The organism is Virgibacillus alimentarius (assembly GCF_000709085.1).
Classification (GTDB): domain Bacteria; phylum Bacillota; class Bacilli; order Bacillales; family Amphibacillaceae; genus Virgibacillus_B; species Virgibacillus_B alimentarius.
This window is the reverse complement of sequence record NZ_JFBD01000082.1, coordinates 1-16,846: the sequence shown is the minus strand read 5'-3', so window position 1 is coordinate 16,846 and position 16,846 is coordinate 1. Positions and strand designations below refer to the sequence as shown.

At 37.9% G+C, this 16,846-nt stretch carries 16 protein-coding genes and 1 riboswitch; of the genes, 2 read left to right on the top strand and 14 right to left on the bottom strand.

Translation table 11 applies throughout. The features are described from left to right. The 4 genes from GZ63_RS0112880 to GZ63_RS0112865 all read right to left on the bottom strand — a co-directional run. Positions 1-719, bottom strand: a 719-nt coding sequence (locus tag GZ63_RS0112880; protein ID WP_029270204.1) for a proton-conducting transporter transmembrane domain-containing protein, incomplete at its 3' end; no start/stop codon positions are given. Beyond that, entirely contained in the window at positions 712-1,050 is a 339-nt protein-coding gene (locus GZ63_RS0112875) for a Na(+)/H(+) antiporter subunit C (RefSeq protein ID WP_029270202.1), read from the bottom strand. The genes GZ63_RS0112880 and GZ63_RS0112875, both read right to left, overlap by 8 nt. A gap of 3 nt (positions 1,051-1,053) precedes the next feature. Next, positions 1,054-1,476: a Na(+)/H(+) antiporter subunit B gene (locus GZ63_RS0112870; protein ID WP_029270200.1), complete on the bottom strand. Its 423-nt coding sequence runs from the start codon at positions 1,474-1,476 to the stop codon at positions 1,054-1,056. Then, a complete protein-coding gene (locus GZ63_RS0112865) occupies positions 1,466-3,874 on the bottom strand; it encodes a Na+/H+ antiporter subunit A (RefSeq protein WP_029270198.1) in 2,409 nt (802 codons plus the stop codon). The genes GZ63_RS0112870 and GZ63_RS0112865 overlap by 11 nt, the downstream gene beginning before the upstream one ends. Positions 3,875-4,320: 446 nt before the next feature. Here GZ63_RS0112865 and GZ63_RS0112860 point away from each other — a divergent pair, with 446 nt between their 5' ends. Beyond that, positions 4,321-5,004, top strand: a complete 684-nt coding sequence (locus GZ63_RS0112860; protein ID WP_029270196.1) for a universal stress protein — start codon at positions 4,321-4,323, stop codon at positions 5,002-5,004. Positions 5,005-5,072: 68 nt separating this feature from the next. Here GZ63_RS0112860 and GZ63_RS0112855 read toward each other — a convergent pair whose 3' ends face one another. From GZ63_RS0112855 to GZ63_RS0112820, 8 genes are all read right to left on the bottom strand, one after another. Continuing rightward, positions 5,073-5,672: a response regulator transcription factor gene (locus GZ63_RS0112855; RefSeq protein ID WP_029270194.1), complete on the bottom strand. Its 600-nt coding sequence runs from the start codon at positions 5,670-5,672 to the stop codon at positions 5,073-5,075. 1 nt (position 5,673) lies between these two features. After that, entirely contained in the window at positions 5,674-6,816 is a 1,143-nt protein-coding gene (locus GZ63_RS0112850; RefSeq protein WP_029270192.1) for a sensor histidine kinase, read from the bottom strand. A 118-nt stretch (positions 6,817-6,934) separates the two neighbouring features. After that, entirely contained in the window at positions 6,935-7,984 is a 1,050-nt protein-coding gene (locus GZ63_RS0112845) for a fatty acid desaturase (protein WP_029270190.1), read from the bottom strand. Positions 7,985-8,186: 202 nt separating this feature from the next. Further along, positions 8,187-8,870, bottom strand: coding sequence for a phosphoribosylaminoimidazolesuccinocarboxamide synthase (locus tag GZ63_RS0112840; protein WP_029270188.1), 684 nt, complete (start codon positions 8,868-8,870; stop codon positions 8,187-8,189). A gap of 117 nt (positions 8,871-8,987) precedes the next feature. Next, positions 8,988-10,256: a cytosine deaminase gene (locus GZ63_RS0112835; protein ID WP_029270186.1), complete on the bottom strand. Its 1,269-nt coding sequence runs from the start codon at positions 10,254-10,256 to the stop codon at positions 8,988-8,990. Between the two features lie 3 nt (positions 10,257-10,259). Next, positions 10,260-11,522, bottom strand: coding sequence for a cytosine permease (gene codB, locus GZ63_RS0112830; protein WP_029270184.1), 1,263 nt, complete (start codon positions 11,520-11,522; stop codon positions 10,260-10,262). A 276-nt stretch (positions 11,523-11,798) separates the two neighbouring features. Further along, a complete protein-coding gene (locus GZ63_RS0112825; RefSeq protein ID WP_029270183.1) occupies positions 11,799-12,488 on the bottom strand; it encodes an LrgB family protein in 690 nt (229 codons plus the stop codon). Beyond that, a complete protein-coding gene (locus GZ63_RS0112820; protein ID WP_029270181.1) occupies positions 12,481-12,852 on the bottom strand; it encodes a CidA/LrgA family protein in 372 nt (123 codons plus the stop codon). The genes GZ63_RS0112825 and GZ63_RS0112820 overlap by 8 nt, the downstream gene beginning before the upstream one ends. A 232-nt stretch (positions 12,853-13,084) precedes the next feature. On the opposite strand from GZ63_RS0112820, the gene GZ63_RS0112815 reads away from it, so the two are divergent. Continuing rightward, the gene (locus GZ63_RS0112815; RefSeq protein ID WP_029270179.1) at positions 13,085-14,146 is read left to right on the top strand and encodes an NAD(P)/FAD-dependent oxidoreductase; all 1,062 of its coding nucleotides are present in this window, start codon (positions 13,085-13,087) and stop codon (positions 14,144-14,146) included. A 39-nt stretch (positions 14,147-14,185) separates the two neighbouring features. Here the strand turns inward: GZ63_RS0112815 and metA are convergent, their stop codons facing one another. Further along, entirely contained in the window at positions 14,186-15,094 is a 909-nt protein-coding gene (gene metA, locus GZ63_RS0112810; protein WP_029270177.1) for a homoserine O-acetyltransferase MetA, read from the bottom strand. Between the two features lie 86 nt (positions 15,095-15,180). After that, positions 15,181-15,290, bottom strand: a riboswitch (SAM riboswitch). A gap of 127 nt (positions 15,291-15,417) precedes the next feature. After that, positions 15,418-16,293 carry a protease HtpX gene (gene htpX, locus GZ63_RS0112805; protein WP_029270175.1) on the bottom strand — a complete coding sequence of 292 codons (876 nt, stop codon included), beginning with the start codon at positions 16,291-16,293 and terminating at the stop codon, positions 15,418-15,420. Between the last annotated feature and the right edge of the window lie 553 nt (positions 16,294-16,846).

Below are 16,846 nucleotides of genomic sequence, written 5' to 3'. Positions count from 1 at the left end.
GCCACAGCTGTAGGTGGTGCACTATACGACCCCGGTAGCCATTGATAAAGCAGCAGCCCAGCTTTCAAACTAAATACCAAAAGAAATAATATGCTTATCACCGTTAAAATTGGTGTTTGCCCTGCCTCAGCAATACGCACAGACAAATGTGCAAAATTTAATGTACCGACCGTTCCATATAAATAGGCAATGGCTACTAAAAAGAACCAGGAGGAAATGACATTAATGGTAAGATATTTGAGAGCCTCCTTCAGCTGAAATTTTTCACTGCCTAATGTAAGCAATATGTATGAAGCAAGGAGCATCACTTCAAAGCAAACGAAAAGATTAAATAAATCGCCGGTTAAAAAAGACCCATTTACGCCCGCAACCATAAAATTCACAAAAGGATAGAAGAACATCTTTTCCCGCTTTCGTCCAATCGAATAAAAGGCATAAAGCAAACAAATACTCGTTACAATGCTAGTTGTCAACACGAGGAGCATTGCAAAGGAATCTGCTACAAATGTTATTCCATAAGGAGGTGCCCATCCCCCTAAATCCAGTCGTAAAATCCCCTCTGTTTGGATTCGATTTAATAGATAAATGCTTATTCCACTATTGATGACCATTACAAGAAAACTTACCCATCTTTGAACGTTTATAAAAGAACGCAAAAAGATAAGGAAGACCCCAGCAAAAACAGGGAGAATCAATGGCAGTATCATGCTATTATTCATCTTTAAACCCCCGCATAGCGTTGAGGTTATCTGTCTTTAGTTCTTGATAAGTACGATAAGCTAATACTAGAAAAAAGGCAGTTACAGCAAAGTTGATAACGATGGAAGTGAGAATCAGTGCTTGAGGTAGTGCATCTGTATACGACGCTGCATTCTCACCAAGCAGTGGTACATCTCCTTTTTTTAATCCTCCCATTGTCATCAAGAGCAGATGGATTGCATGGGTAAGAATAGCAGCTCCTAGAACAATCCGTATTAAGCCTTTGGAAAGGATCAAATAAGTAGCAACCATAACTAAAATTCCTGCTAGGATGATTATTAACGTTTCCATATCCTACACATCCTTACTAATACTTAAAATAATCGTAACAACCACTCCTACTACTGAAAGAGCAACTCCAGCTTCAAATAGGGTCACAGTAGAAATTTCTATTTTCCCAAAGAGGGAGGACTCCATCGAAGTGAATGACTGACTGAGAAAAGGAACATCAAATACAATAGATCCCAAACCGACAATTAGCATAATCAAAGCTCCTAGAGCCGCTACATACTTAAAATCAAATGGAATACCTTTTTGAACCGTTTCAACATCATAAGCTAGACAGAGTAATACAAAAGCAGAAGCCAGTACAAGGCCGCCAACAAATCCCCCTCCAGGTGTATGATGACCAGAGAAGAATAAATAGACAGCTAGCGTTAAGATAATAAATACAACAATTTTCGTTATCGCCTGCAAGATAACATCGTTAATCTTCAATCTTTTCAGCCCCCTTCCCAGCCTTTAGCCGGATTAATGAAAAGACACCAATCCCTGCAATGAGAAGAACAATGACTTCAAGCATCGTATCAAAAGCCCGAAAGTCAGCTAAAATTGTATTTACAATGTTATTTCCGCCCGCAAGTTCATCAGCATTCTCAAAATAAACAGCTATCGTATCAAACAATTTGCCACTCTTAACGGAGAGGGCCACAAGGATAAAAACAAGGCCGACAGCAATAGAGATCACTAGATTTACTCGTTTCGATCTTGGCTCAGCGTTCTCTTTTCTCCATGGTGGCAGAAAATAAAAACAAAGCAGAAATAAAGCGGTTGTCACTGTTTCTACAACAATTTGTGTTAAGGCTAAATCTGGCGCACGAAATAATACAAAAAAGACAGCAATCGCGTAGCCAATCACACCATTTAATATAATAGAGGTCAGCCTGGACTTTGCAAATAGTATCGCAATAGCCGAAGTGAAGACCACACCCGCAATCATCCACTCATACGAGTTAATCGGTGCATCGTTTGCCATATGGAAATCAAATGCTCCTGTGTAAACTAAAACTCCTCCTACAGCAAGAATAAAGAAAACGTACATGTATAAAAGATAATGTCTTAGATATCCGGTCATATAAAAAGAGGTAATGAAGGAAGAACCTGCCTCCATCTGAGTGAGCGTGTTGTTATATAAATTATCCAATGTCCAGCTGTCTGGAACAAGGTTATAAATACCTTTCCAGTAGCGCCGTGACATATATAATAATGTACCAATAATAAGAATCCCAATGGTCATCATCAATTCTGTATTAAAACCATGCCACGGGGAAATAGGCTGACGTAAATAATTGTCGCTTTGAAACGAAGGAAACACGCTGGCCATTGCGGGTTTCAGTATATAATCCCCAAGTACATTTGGAAAAAAGAAAATGCCTACAACAAATAAAGCCAGTGTCACTGGGGCAATTAACATACCTGGTGAAGCCTCGCGCGATTTCCTCTCTAATTTTTCCCTTCGATAAGGTCCAAAGAAGGTCTGCCATACGATAATCATACAATAGATGAATGTAAAACAGCTTGCTATCCAAGCAATAACCGGGAACAGAATTCCAAACGTATCCATTGCAAAAATGTCCAGTTTGCGTACATGCAAAACAGCCGTGAAAAACATTTCCTTACTCAAGAAACCATTAAACGGGGGCAAACCTGCCATTGAAAAGCTTCCAATGACTGCTACTGTGAAGGAAATGGGCATAAAAGCCATTAGCCCTCCTAACTTGCGAATGTCCCTGGTACCTACTCGATAATCCACGATCCCGACAACCATGAATAATGCACCTTTAAACGTGGAGTGATTAATAAGATGGAACAAAGCCGCAAATGTAGCTTGTGTATATAAAACCGCTTCTATATTCGCATCCATATGCAAGGATGCAGAACCGATTCCAAACAGACACATAATCATTCCTAATTGACTTACTGTTGAGTACGCAAGCAATGCTTTTAAATCCGTTTGACGAATGGCACAGAAAGAGCCCCAAAAAAGCGTAAATAAACCAACACCGCTTATCAGCCAAAACCAAACAGCTTCCCCGCCAAAAACAGGGGTAAATCGAGCGACTAAATAAATACCAGCTTTCACCATTGTAGCTGAATGCAAATAAGCACTTACTGGTGTAGGAGCTTCCATTGCGTTCGGTAGCCAAATATGAAACGGAAATTGTGCTGACTTCGTAAACGCCCCGAAGAGTAGTAATAGCATTGCTGGTAAAAATAAGTGACTTTCCTTATGTTCCCCAATCACAGCTATTATCTCACGTACATGAAAGGTTCCGGTCATTGTGTAAATCATAATAAAACCAACAAGCATCGCAAAACCGCCACCTACGGTAATAAGTAGTGACTTTCTCGCTCCGTATCTGGATCCTTTCCTGTGGTACCAAAAGGCGATTAACAGAAAGGAAGAAATGCTTGTTAGTTCCCAGAACACATATAAAACCATGATATTATCCGAAAAGACAACGCCAAGCATTGCACCCATAAATAACATCAGATAGATATAAAAATGTTGCAGAGATTCTTTTGTGGATAAGTAATAGATGGAGTAAAGAATTACTAAAGCGCCAACACCCGTAATTAAAAGACCGAAGATCATACTAAGACCATCCAGGTAAGTGCTAAAATATATATCAAATGATGGGATCCACTGCGCCGTATACAAATATGTTTCCCCTCTTGCTATCGTTGGAATATAGCAAGCAAGACGAATAAACAAAAATGTTGGAATAACGAGTACAATCCAACCTATATGTAACCGCGGGAGTTTTTTATAAACGAGCGGGATAAGCATGGCAGCTATAAACGGAATGAAGATCGCCATATTTACAGTTGACAAAGGTTAACCTCCTAGGAATGATCGTCTGCTTTACCTTTACAGCCTGCAGGTGTTTTTCCAGATGGTAATATAAGAATAGAAATATACGGAGCAACTATGCTTTGCAGCTACTTTGGAATATCAGGGTTCTTTAAAGTAGAATGTAACTTTTTATGGTAAATGAAATAGTATAAAAACTATGGAATAGATGAAGAAAGGATCAATGATAAAATTTCTCTAATTCTAAGTATATACTATATATAGCCTACCTGCACTTCAAACGAACAATAAACCTTAACCAAAATGCCATGATGTACTAGCAAAATTCCCTTTTTTAGCTTATGCTATAGGGAAATAAGAGGTATTCCATCTTTTTTCAAAAAAGAGTGTACGAATCAAATCCAACGTGGTAAAATGATATCCGTTTCAATGTCATAATGAATAATAACAGTAGAGGTGGTGTCGTCGTGAAAAGAAGAAAAGGTCGGATGGATGAAAGTATTTTGGTTTGTGTATACTACGGGCCAAACGGCGAACGACTAATCAGACGTGGCTATAAACTAGCAGATATGCTTGATTGTCCCTTATATGTTTTAACAGTAGACACGCGGCCATATGATAAATTCGATGCAGAAAAATCAAGCTACATCGAACGATGGGAAGAGTTGTCAGAGGAATTGGATGTAGAAGAATTTATCATTCGCGACAATGAAAAACGTCCCTCTGTTAAAGTAATCGGAGAAATTGCGCATAAATACAATATAACCCAAGTTGTGATTGGTCAAACACCACAAAACAGATGGGAAGAAATAACTAAGGGATCCTTTGTTAATGCACTCCAGCGGGAAATGACATCCTTTATTGATATACACATTGTTTCTGTAGACCGAACGATAAAGGGAGCATCAGAGGACACTTCCTATGAAAAAGGAATTCGGGGATTCCTGCAGCAAGATGAGGAAGGATATCAACTTACTTTTACAAGGTCTAAGAAAAACCAATATGAAGGGATTTTTTATAAAGAAATTGGAACCGACTTCAATAATGGCATTTTTAAGTATGTTTATAATGGAAGAACATGCCAAGTACATGTCACCGAAGACCGGGTAACTGTCCCAATAAAAGAACCGCCCAATTTAAAATGCAAGTAAAAAATAGCTCAAGTAAAAGCAGGAGTATTGCTTTTGCTTGAGCTTTTAACTATGAATACCATTTTACGTTATCTAAACCATCCTTTTTCTCTAAATGTAGAAATGGCCTCAATACGGTTACTTACTTCCAACTTATCAAAGATTACGGAAATATAATTTCGAACCGTCCCATTTGCAATATGCAATTGCGCAGCAATTTCCTTTGTGCTTTTCCCTTCTGCAATCAGATTGATGATCTCCTTTTCGCGATCTGTCAGAGGATTTTCTTCTTCATAAGCCATATCCACTAATTCTGGTGCATACACTTTTCGGCCACCCATAATTACACGAATCGAAGCAGCCAACTCCTCACTTGGACTGTCTTTTAATAAATAACCACTCACATTAGCCTTCCGTGCGCGTTCAAAATATCCGGATCTAGCAAATGTCGTTAAAATAATTATTTTGCAAACATGATCCTTCAATTCCTCTGCTGCATCTAACCCGCTTTTTAAGGGCATTTCTATATCCATAATACAAATATCCGGGTCCAGTCGCTTCACTAATGCTATAGCTTCTTCTCCATTCTTTGCCTTTCCAACAACCTCCATATCTTCTTCTAGATTAAGCAACGACCCCAATGCTCCTAAAAGCATACGCTGATCTTCAGCAATTACAATACGAATCACATCAATCACCTCCCGTTTGTTGAATGACGTTAGGTACGCTAAAGGTTATGATTGCTCCATGGTCTGTATAAGTTTCCAAACTTCCGTTGATAAATTCAAGTCTTTCTCGCATTCCTTGGAGTCCATTTTCTTTGCCGGGATCTATTTTTTCAGGGAATCCCATTCCATTGTCTTGAACTTTAATCATCATATCGTTGGGAGAATGTGTAATGGAAATTGTACAAATGGATGCTTTACTATGCTTCACGACATTCGTCACTGCTTCTTTTAAACACATTGCTAGTACATTCTCAGCTAATAACGGTGTATTGTCAGACATATTATCTCCATGCACATAGAGGTCAATTTGTGCTGCTTGTAAAATTTGTCGAACACGTACTAATTCATCTTCCAATCTTACACCCTTCATGTCTGAAACTAGCTCACGCACCTCCTTTAAAGCCGTTCTTGCCGTTTGATGGATGTCATCTATTTCTAATTTTGCAGCATTTGGCTTAAGGTCGATTAATTTCCCTGCCAGGTCACTTTTCAAGCCGATAAGGGAGAGTTTTTGTCCAAGAATATCATGAAGATCCCTAGCAATTCGTTGACGCTCTTCTAAAACAACCAACTGCGATATTTTCTCATTCGCCCTTTTCAATTGATCCTCTAATCTTTCGCGTTTGTTGCGATTATATATATTTAAGGGCAACAGAATAACACCTAGAATCGTAATGATAATAAAAGGCAATTGAGAGAAAAATATTTCACTATGCATAAAGAAACGGATACTAATCGCAATAATCGTTGTAACAAGATGGACAATATATAGTGTAATAAACCCAGCCTTTCTTTGAATGTTACCTATATAAAAGGCGAGGAATAATGAAAAGTAAACATAGCCTAAAACGAGGGTCATCACGATGCTAATGATCATTTCTATACTAACTGACAAGTAGACTGTCCATCCTTTGGAAAGAAAGGAAACTCTATAAGCAGTAAAAAATAATAAAATCATGATAATACCAAAAATAATCTCTAAAAGGGAAGAAGAACGAAACACAACAAAATAGAAAGGAAGGATACAAAATATGACCCACACATATGAGCTAAGTCCAGTACTTCTGGGGATAATATGAAACCAATTTGGCCTTGATTTTGGCATTGCTGATCCTCCCTTATCTATCATATACGATCATGATCACACACTTATTTATTATAACAGGAAAAAGCCCTCCAACACATAGAAGGGCTAATTTATATCAATTGGATAGCGTATATTACTATTTTTTCTGAAGACTTGATCTTGGATTTATATAAATATTAGGTTTAGACTTGTGCAACAATGCCTTTCCTTCTTTAAAGGAGATAAATTTCTGATTCGCTTCATCATAAAGCCGGAAACGAAGAGACTCTAAGCTCGTTTTAAGCGTGATGGTTGTTACTTGTTTTAAAGGCGGTGTCGATTCATGCGCTTCTTCCAATTTATAGTTGGGCACCCTTGGGCTCAAGTGATGCACATGATGGTAACCAATACTTCCTGTCATCCATTGTATTACTTTCGGTAACTTATAATAAGAACTGCCATCGACCGCTGCTTTTACAAAATCCCAGTTATCTTCATTTTCAAAATAGGAGTCCTCAAACTGATGCTGTACATAAAACAACCAGATTCCCAGTGATCCAGCTATAAAAAGAATTGGCGTCTGGATTATTAAAAAGGCTTGCCATCCTACTGCCCAAATCAGCATTCCATAGATGATTATAATGGAGATATTTATCAAATATGTATTCATACGTTCCTTCTGATTTGCGTCTTTTCGATTAAAACGATTAGATATAAAGAAAAGATATAATGGACCTAAACCAAACATCACCAATGGATTACGATAAAGACGATAAGCTAATCTTTTCCACAATGAAGAGGCAACATACTCATCAACCGTCATGATCCAAACGTCTCCAGTTCCCCGTTTATCCAAGTTACTGCTTGTCGCATGATGAATTGCATGATTCCTCTTCCACTTTTCAAAGGCGAATAAGGTAATAATACCGGTCATCGTACCAATTAGACGATTTGCTCTCTTACTCTTAAAAAAGGATTGGTGTGTACAGTCATGAAAAATGATAAAGATTCGAATCACAAACCCTGATGCAATTACCGACAATGCAAGCGTTAACCAAATAGAAACAGATAAACTCTGGTATGCAAGAAACCAAAGCAAGAAAAATGGCAACAATGTATTAATAAGTTGCAAAACAGCTGATTTCGTGTTCGACTTTGCAAACGGCGCTACGTTTTTTCGTAATTGTATTTGCTTTTGCTTACTCATTTTTTTCCTCCTAGGATCATTGGTCCGCGTTGATACAAAACGATTAACCATATCTCCTATCCTATGGATTATCATTAGATAATATAAGTCATATCTGTCATTAGAAAAAATGACAAATGTCATATCTTGAATAATCTTATAAAGCTACCAAAATTAAAAAAGTGCCTAACAATAAATTGTCAAGCACCTTTGAATTCATACACTAGCTTTCAAGCATTATTTTTGTCAGCTCAAGTGGTTCCATATAGATTCCATCTTTGTAAGCCCTCATATTACCGCCAGAAATTTCATCAATCAGCACAATCTGGTTATTTGCATCTCTGCCAAACTCAAGCTTAATGTCATAAAGTTCAATCCCTTTCGCTGCAAGTTCCTCTTTTACAATCTGTGAAATATCGATTGTGAGCCTTTTTAAACGATCGTATTCTTCACGAGTAGCAATTCCAAGCATATGAAGTGCATCCTTACTAATTGGAGGATCCTTGCGCTCATCATCCTTTAATGTAACTTCAACAAATGCATCTAACGGTTGCCCTTCATCCACATATTTGCCATATCTTCTTAAAAAGCTTCCTACAGCTCGAAAGCGGCAAATGATTTCCAGGCCTTCGCCAAATACAGTAGCTGGAGTCACTGTCATAGTCGCTTCATCAATGTTTGCATCAATATAATGGGTAGGTATATTTTTTTTCTTTAATTTTTCAAAGAAGAATTTAGTAAGGCTTAATCCCGCCTTTCCGGCCCCTTCTATCGTAAGTCCAACTGTATTTGCACCTGGATCAAAGACCCCATCTTCGCCGGTTACATCATCCTTAAATTGAAGCAGGTAGTTACCATTTTCAAGTTCATAAACATCTTTTGTTTTACCAGAAATTATATGCTTCATTCAAAAGTTCCTCTCTTATTGAAAGTAGTATGCAAACGATCCTAAGAGTATTTTATCATACCTCGTGAAATTGATTCTATAAAAAATGAACAACCTTTTCAAAAGGTCCCATATACATTATTTGTTAAAATCAATCATTTCTTCAGAATCCTCAAGTCTTATTATTGTCTCGCGGGGTTTTGTTTCGGCAATAATCTCTCCATTATGAATGGAATACCTAACACAAGCTTGCTTTCGAACTGCCTCATATGCATTTTGCGCGTCCAGTACAATGAAGTTAGCAGGTTTACCAACTTCGATTCCATAATCCGCTTCTATATCCAGTGTCCGTGCACTATTATCTGTAATAAGATCCATGGCATCCATAATTTGTTCATAACCCATTAATTGGGACGCATGAATACCCATATGCAGCACTTGAAGCATATTCCCGGTTCCTAGTGGATACCATGGATCAAAAATATCATCATGACCAAAGCAAACATTTAATCCAGCTTCTCGCATCTCTTTCACACGGGTTAATCCCCTTCGTTTAGGATACGTATCAAACCTTCCTTGTAAGTGAATATTTACGAGCGGATTAGATATAAAATTAATATCGGACATTTTCAATAAACGAAATAATTTAGATGTGTAAGCATCATTATAAGACCCCATTGCTGTTGTATGGCTCGCTGTCACCCATTTTCCTATTCCGCGCTGATACGCTTCATTTGCAACAACTTCTACGAAGCGGGATTGTTCATCATCCATTTCGTCACAATGAATATCAACTAAACGATCATATTTTTCCGCTAAATCAAATGCGATTTTCATCGACGCTACACCGTATTCTCTTGTGAATTCAAAATGAGGAATACCACCAACAACGTCAGCCCCCATTTTTAATGCTTCCTCCAACAACTCTTTTCCGTTTGGGTAAGAAAGGATTCCTTCTTGCGGGAATGCAACAAGTTGCAAGTTTACCCAAGGGGCCACTTCTTCTTTTACTTCCAACAATGCCTTTAATGCAGTCAATTTAGGATCTGTAACATCCACATGTGTCCGTATATGCTGAATTCCCTGAGCGGCTTGCCATTTCATAGCCTTTTTGGCCCGCATTTTTACATCCTCAGCGGTAAGTAATTCCTTCCGCTCAGACCATCGTTGAATACCCTCAAATAATGTACCGCTTTTGTTCCACGCAGGCTCACCTGCAGTCAGCGTTGTATCCAAATGGATATGCGGTTCGATAAACGGCGGTATGACAAGGGACCCTTGTACATCGATTATTTCCTCATCTTCCACGCCTACTGTTTGTTGCGTGATTTGGCTTATTTCGCCGTGCTTTACGGAAATATTCCAAAGGTTCTCTCTGTCTCTTAATCTAGCATTCTTAATAATCATTGATTACCCCACCTTTACGTCTGCTTTGCTTACGGTCTTTACCTTCAGCCAATCAGAAATTTTCATCCCTACTATATAGATAATAGCAGATCCCAAAAGTCCATTGATAGGAGGGACTCCTGGTACAATATTTGCTGCAGCAACACCACCTGCCCATGCAGCAATTGCGATCCAATTAATTGCTTTAAACTTCATTTCTTCAAAATTTTTGTATTTCCCTCGCTTAACAATGAAGTAATCTGCTAAAACAATTGCTCCGATTGATGGTAAAGTCGCACCTAAGATCGTTAGCCAGTCCACAAAATTGTTATATAGCCACATTGCAGCACATGTTCCAAGAATACCATTAAAAATGACCATTTTCCCTTTTGCTATTTTGGTTATGTTTGAAAAACCTAATCCTGAGGCATATAAAGCATTATCATTTGTTGTCCATATATTTAAACCGAGCACCAAGATAGCCGGTAAGATTAAGCCTTGCATATACATTACTTCTGAAATATCGGATTCACCTACTGCTATGGCCCCAACTGCACCGAATAAAAACATGAGTGAATTTCCAATAAAAAAGGCTATTAAGGTCGTACTAACTGCCATCTTCGGCGTTTTGGCAAATCTCGTAAAATCCGGGGTCAATGTTCCTGCACTAATAAACGAACCCATACAAATCGTTAGTGCTGTCGCCAGTCCGATTGCCTCTGCCGGTTGATATTCCATTAACCCCTGAATACCGCCCACCGTTTCTGTCGCCTTATACATTGATAGACTACCAAGTACAGTAATTGCGGGAACTGCAATCATGCTAAGGATCATTAATGCCTTCATACCAAAGAAAGCTGTCACAGTCATTAAAATGCCTGCGATAACAATCAATACGTACACATTCATCCCTGTCATTTTCTGAACAGGTACCGCAAACATTGCCACACCTACACCAAACCACCCAACCTGAGTAATTCCAAGTAAGAAAGAAGATAAATAAGACCCCTGCTCCCCAAACGTATAACGGGTAAGAAGGTGTGTGGACAAGCCTGTTTTAGCAGCAATATAGGCAAGTGCACCCGTATATAAACCAAGGATCAAATTTCCTACCAGCATGATTCCCATAAATTGTATAAATGTTAAACCGTTCCCTAATGAGCCCCCAGCCCACATACTTGCTGAGAAAAATGTCAACCCCAGCATGACAGCAAGCATTTTCCAAAAACCATTTCTATGTGTTTGTGGCACAGCTTGTAATGCAAATTCAGAATCTATCTTTTTCATCCTCATTCCTCCATATCATTTTTAAAAATGACTGGTACCGAAGAAATACCCTTCGATTAAAACATCGTTCTTGGAGTTGGATGATAGATGAAAAAAGGCTCCTTGTCAGAAATGACAAGAAGCCTTTTTTCATAGAATAAGCATGTATTTCACACACACCTATCCATTATTGCTATCCGACGTCCTTGTCAGCCTCACGGGACTGAATTAAAGGTACCAGTATTTATTTTCTAAGTTATTATCACAAAATCAAATCCAATTGTCAATAACGAAAGGCTATATCCAGAAACTGACAAGAACAGGTGTTAAGATGGAGACGAAAATAGCGCTAAGCACCATTGCAACCGTACTTATCGATCCCTCTAATTGGCTGTTCTCCATTGCTTTAGCTGTGCCAATTGCATGAGAGGCACTTCCTATTCCAACACCACGCCCCATATAATTAGTAATTCGACTCCATTTAAAAATAACCGAACTCAACACACTTCCTCCAATTCCTGCAATCATGACAAAAATGACTGCAAGCGGCGGCGCTCCGCCAAGTGTATCTGCGATATCCATAGCTACTGGCGTTGTGACCGATTTCGGGCTAAGTGAATAAATAATCAGCTCGCCAAATCCCGCCCACTTTGCAAATAAGACCCCCGTTGATATACCTACAAACGCTCCGATCAATACGCCGATAAAAATGGGCATTGCAATTTGTTTGATAATGTTCCGCTGCACATAAAGAGGATACGCCAATGCCACAACTGCTGGACCAAGCAATTGATTGAGCCACTCTCCTCCAATCATATACGTATCATAAGGGATATGAAAGAGAAGCAAAAGCAAAATAATAATAATCGTGGCTATTAAAATAGGAAGTGTAAATGGCGAAGGTACTTTTTCATTTATTTTTTTTGCCAGCATATAAATGCCAACTGTAGATAGGATAGCTAGTAAACCAATGAAAAAATTAATCATGCTTTAAATCCTTTCGATTTCCGATCCATTGACTAACTGCACCAGAGATAATCATTACAAGCACTGTACTAAGAAGCACTATTCCAATTAGACGAACACCTTTTCCAGCGAATAAGGAAAAATAATCAATAACCCCAACAGTAACAGGAATAAACAGTAATGATAAGTTTTTGATAAGAAATTGGGCTCCTTGTTCAATCCATGTAACTTTCAATATATTTGTCAAAAGTAAAATGAATAAAAGAATCATCCCAATAACACTTCCAGGTATAAAAAGATCAAGCGTATCCTGAACCCAGTTTCCAATGAAATAAAGACAATATAAAATAATGATATGAAAGATAATTTTCCCGATATTCAACATAAATGAACACTCCAATGAAAAATGGATAAAAAGGTTATTAATACATATTAAGTATAGCATATTCACAGCTTTCGTTAATTTATAGTATATGAAACAACTTTTTAGCTTCCCCCTCATTTATTCTTTAATTTCTCTAGTCTTCCTGTCATATTTTTGTTAATCTTAAAATAGGTGCGTACAAATGAATGAATTTGTTATGAAACGTTATATTTTATTATAGAGGAGATTTAATATGCGAAACTTAGTTATTTTAGGCGGTGGGTATGGAGGCTTTAGAATATTATATAAATTACTAGACCAGGACCTCCCAGATGATATTGAAATAACAGTGATCGATAAAAACCCATATCATTCTTTAAAGACAGAATTTTACACAATAGCAGCAGGAACTGTAGCAGACAAAGAAGTTCGAATACACTTTCCAAAAAATGATCGCGTTACATATGTATTTGGTGAAGTGAATCAGATCGATGTAGAGCAGGAGGAAATTCGATTTGCAAATTGGAGCAAAGTTGTATCCTACGATTATTTAGTTATCGCACTGGGCTGTGTTGATAACTACCACGGTGTCCCAGGTGCCCCGGAATTTACTGAAAGTGTTCAAACTTTTTCTAAAGCGAGGCTCACAGGAACGGCTATTGGTAATTTGAAAGCATATGGAAAATTAACTGTTGTTGGTGCCGGATTAAGCGGAATCGAAGTTGCTTCAGAAGTCAGGGAAAGCAGACCAGATCTGAATATACGATTACTTGACCGCGGAGGCTCTGTATTAAGGCCATTTGATCCAAAAATCCAGGCCCATGTATCCGATTGGTTTTTAAAAAACGATGTAGAAGTTCTCCATCATGCAAATGTGGAATATGTTGAAAAAGACGGCGTCTGTAATAACGGAGTATGCTACGTCAATGACGTTACCGTTTGGACAGCAGGTGTTCAGCCTCATGAATTAGCGAGAACATTGCCATTTAAAAAAGATGAACAGGAAAAACTGATTGTAAACGACTATTATCAAGTACCAGAGCAAAATAATATTTATGTAGTTGGCGATTGCGCCTCATCTGTACACTCCCCAAGTGCACAATTAGCTGGAGAGCAGGGGGAACAAATTGGTGACGTATTAGCAGCTGTTTTAAATGGCCAAAAACCAAAGAAACCAAAAGAAGTTAAATTAAAAGGAACACTTGGCTCCTTAGGCAAATCAGACGGCTTTGGCAATATGATGCAGCAACCAATGACAGGTCTCTTGCCGCGCCTAGCTAAATCAGGTGTATTATGGCTAAGCAAACGCCATTAAAGCTAAATGAAACTGCTATTTTAAAAAGCAGTTTCATTTTTATTTCCATTCAAAAGGGGTTTGCTGATATACATAGTAATTAAGCCAGTTGGAAAACAGTAAATGTGTATGAGATCGCCAGGAATTGAGCGGTCTTTCGTTTATATCATCGTTCGGAAAGTAATTTTCGGGTATGTCAGCATCTAGACCTTTGCTAAGGTCACGTTCATACTCTTCAGCAAGCGTTGTCGCATCATATTCTAAATGTCCCGTAATCATAATATGCTTTGCATCCTGTGACATAATAATAAAGGCCCCCACCTCATCAGAAGCAGAAAGTAATTCTAAGTCTGGATGATTTTTAATTTCTTCTACAGAAACCGCTGTATATCTTGAATGTGGCGCCTGGAATATATCATTAAATCCGCGCACAAGCTTCACAGTAGGATCAGCTACACGATGGTTATAAATCCCAGAAATTTTTTTAGGCAATTCATATTTTCCAATTCCATAATGATAATATAAAGCCGCTTGTGCACCCCAGCAAATATGCAGAACAGAAGTTACGTTTTCTTTCGTCCATTCCATGATCTCCTCTAACTCTTCCCAGTAATTCACTTCTTCAAAAGCTAAATGCTCAATGGGAGCCCCAGTAATAATCATGCCGTCAAAACGACGATCCTTTATATCGGCAAACTTCTCATAAAACGTATCCAAATGTGATTTATCAACATTTTTAGAGCGATGTGTGGTCATGCGCAGGAACGATATATTCACCTGAAGTGGTGTATTCCCGAGTAAACGCAAAAGTTGAAGCTCTGTCTTTTCCTTCTCAGGCATCAAATTTAAAATGATGATATTAAGTGGACGAATATCCTGCGTTCTTGCTCGATCCTCATCCATTACAAAGATTTTCTCCTCTTTTAACACCTCAATGGCAGGTAATTCTTTAGATATATTTATTGGCAATGGAACACAATCTCCTTTCTATTTTTTCATCAAAAGTAAAAAAGCCTCTCCGATAAAGAAGAGACTGTATTATTTGCATTGTCATCTCCCTATCTTTCAAGTAACAAAACTTGCTAGAATTAGCACCTTGTCTGCAATAGTGCGACAGGTTGCTGAGGTGTCATTGGACTAGTTCCTTAACCTCTCTTGATAAGAATCAAAATTATTTAATTATTCAAAAGTTGATATTTATCATCATAACAGTTTTCACAAAAAAAGCAAACCATTCGACCAGCTGGTTAGTGGATTTAATGGGCATCCATAGCCTGAATGCCCATTAAAAACTAAACTAAGCGCTTAATTCGCTCATCCAAATCTGGATGTGTCGAAAATATCATCGATTTTTTGCCTTTATTATTTATTTTTAACGTAGCAATTGCAGTTTGTTCTTCTCCTTTAATCCGGTTCGAATATACTTTAAGCATTTCTAAAGCATGCCTCATTTTATCTTTTCCTGCCAAATCTGCTCCACCTTTATCAGCATGGAACTCTCGATGTCTTGAGTAGGCAAAAACAACAAGACTTCCTAAAATCGAAAATAAAATTTGAAAAACAAGAATGGCTAAAAAATGTACGATTGGAGCGATTTCTTCTCGAACAAATTGAGAAACAACATAAGCAACAATACGAGCCAAGAAAACGACAAAGGTATTTACGACCCCCTGCAATAATGTCATCGTAACCATATCGCCATTCGCTATATGAGCCACCTCATGAGCAATTACACCCTCCACTGCATCGTCATCCATTTCGTTCAACAATCCAGTAGATACAGCTACCAATGAGCGTTTTTTCGATGGACCTGTAGCAAAGGCATTTACCTCCGGTGACCCGTAAATGCCCACCTCAGGCATATGCATTAACCCTGCAGTTCTTGCAAGGCGATGTACTTTTTCCACTACTTCTCTTTCAGCGTCAGATTTAGGCGCTTCAGGATTGATCACTTGAACCCCCATCACCCGTTTTGCCATCCAGCGTGATATTGCCAGGGAAATAAAGGACCCAGTGAAACCGACAACCGCACTGAATATAAGGAGTGCACCATAATTAATACCGTTCTGGCCAATGTAATTCCAACCGCCTGTAAGAGAAAGAATAATGCTAATTGTTGTTAAAACTAATACGTTCGTTAGCAAAAAATAAAATATACGCTTCCCCATTTTCTCATTCCTTTTTTAAATTCTTACAATTATTATATAGACTCTTGTATGTATTAACAAGCTCTCCATAAATAAAATATGTAAAATATTTATCATTCATTCATCTTTTTTAAAACATTTCTTATTTTGGATAGGATTGGGAGTCGAAAGTCCTTTTCAAGCCTATTTACGATAACACTTCTTTTCAAAAATTAATAGATAATTCACAATAATACACCACTTTTTTCCTAATGTAGTTGATATAACCATACTTTACCATCCCTATTTGAATAGTTTTTCCTAGTAGATTGTACCGTTGTTGTGGTAATTCTTCTTCGTTATACTTACATAAGTTTCATCTATTTTTGTAAGTCTATAAGATTAGTATTAACAGCAGTGCAGTACAGGGGACTTATTTCTACATAGGAATGATAACTTATACTCCATTTAAAACAGCATGATGAGAAAGAATGACCCTACTTGCGGGCGAAACGATTCTTCCAGTTCTGAATATTCATATGACTTGCATATTAGATGCAAATAAAAAAATAGGAGTGATTGTATGTTCAAAAAA

Coding starts and splice junctions, on each gene's coding strand:
- GZ63_RS0112875 (WP_029270202.1), bottom strand. CDS start 1,050: ATGGAAACGTTAATAATCATCCTAGCAGGAATTTTAGTTATGGTTGCT.
- GZ63_RS0112850 (WP_029270192.1), bottom strand. CDS start 6,816: ATGCCAAAATCAAGGCCAAATTGGTTTCATATTATCCCCAGAAGTACT.
- GZ63_RS0112845 (WP_029270190.1), bottom strand. CDS start 7,984: ATGAGTAAGCAAAAGCAAATACAATTACGAAAAAACGTAGCGCCGTTT.
- GZ63_RS0112840 (WP_029270188.1), bottom strand. CDS start 8,870: ATGAAGCATATAATTTCTGGTAAAACAAAAGATGTTTATGAACTTGAA.
- GZ63_RS0112835 (WP_029270186.1), bottom strand. CDS start 10,256: ATGATTATTAAGAATGCTAGATTAAGAGACAGAGAGAACCTTTGGAAT.
- codB (WP_029270184.1), bottom strand. CDS start 11,522: ATGAAAAAGATAGATTCTGAATTTGCATTACAAGCTGTGCCACAAACA.
- GZ63_RS0112825 (WP_029270183.1), bottom strand. CDS start 12,488: ATGATTAATTTTTTCATTGGTTTACTAGCTATCCTATCTACAGTTGGC.
- GZ63_RS0112820 (WP_029270181.1), bottom strand. CDS start 12,852: ATGTTGAATATCGGGAAAATTATCTTTCATATCATTATTTTATATTGT.
- GZ63_RS0112815 (WP_029270179.1), top strand. CDS start 13,085: ATGCGAAACTTAGTTATTTTAGGCGGTGGGTATGGAGGCTTTAGAATA.
- htpX (WP_029270175.1), bottom strand. CDS start 16,293: ATGGGGAAGCGTATATTTTATTTTTTGCTAACGAACGTATTAGTTTTA.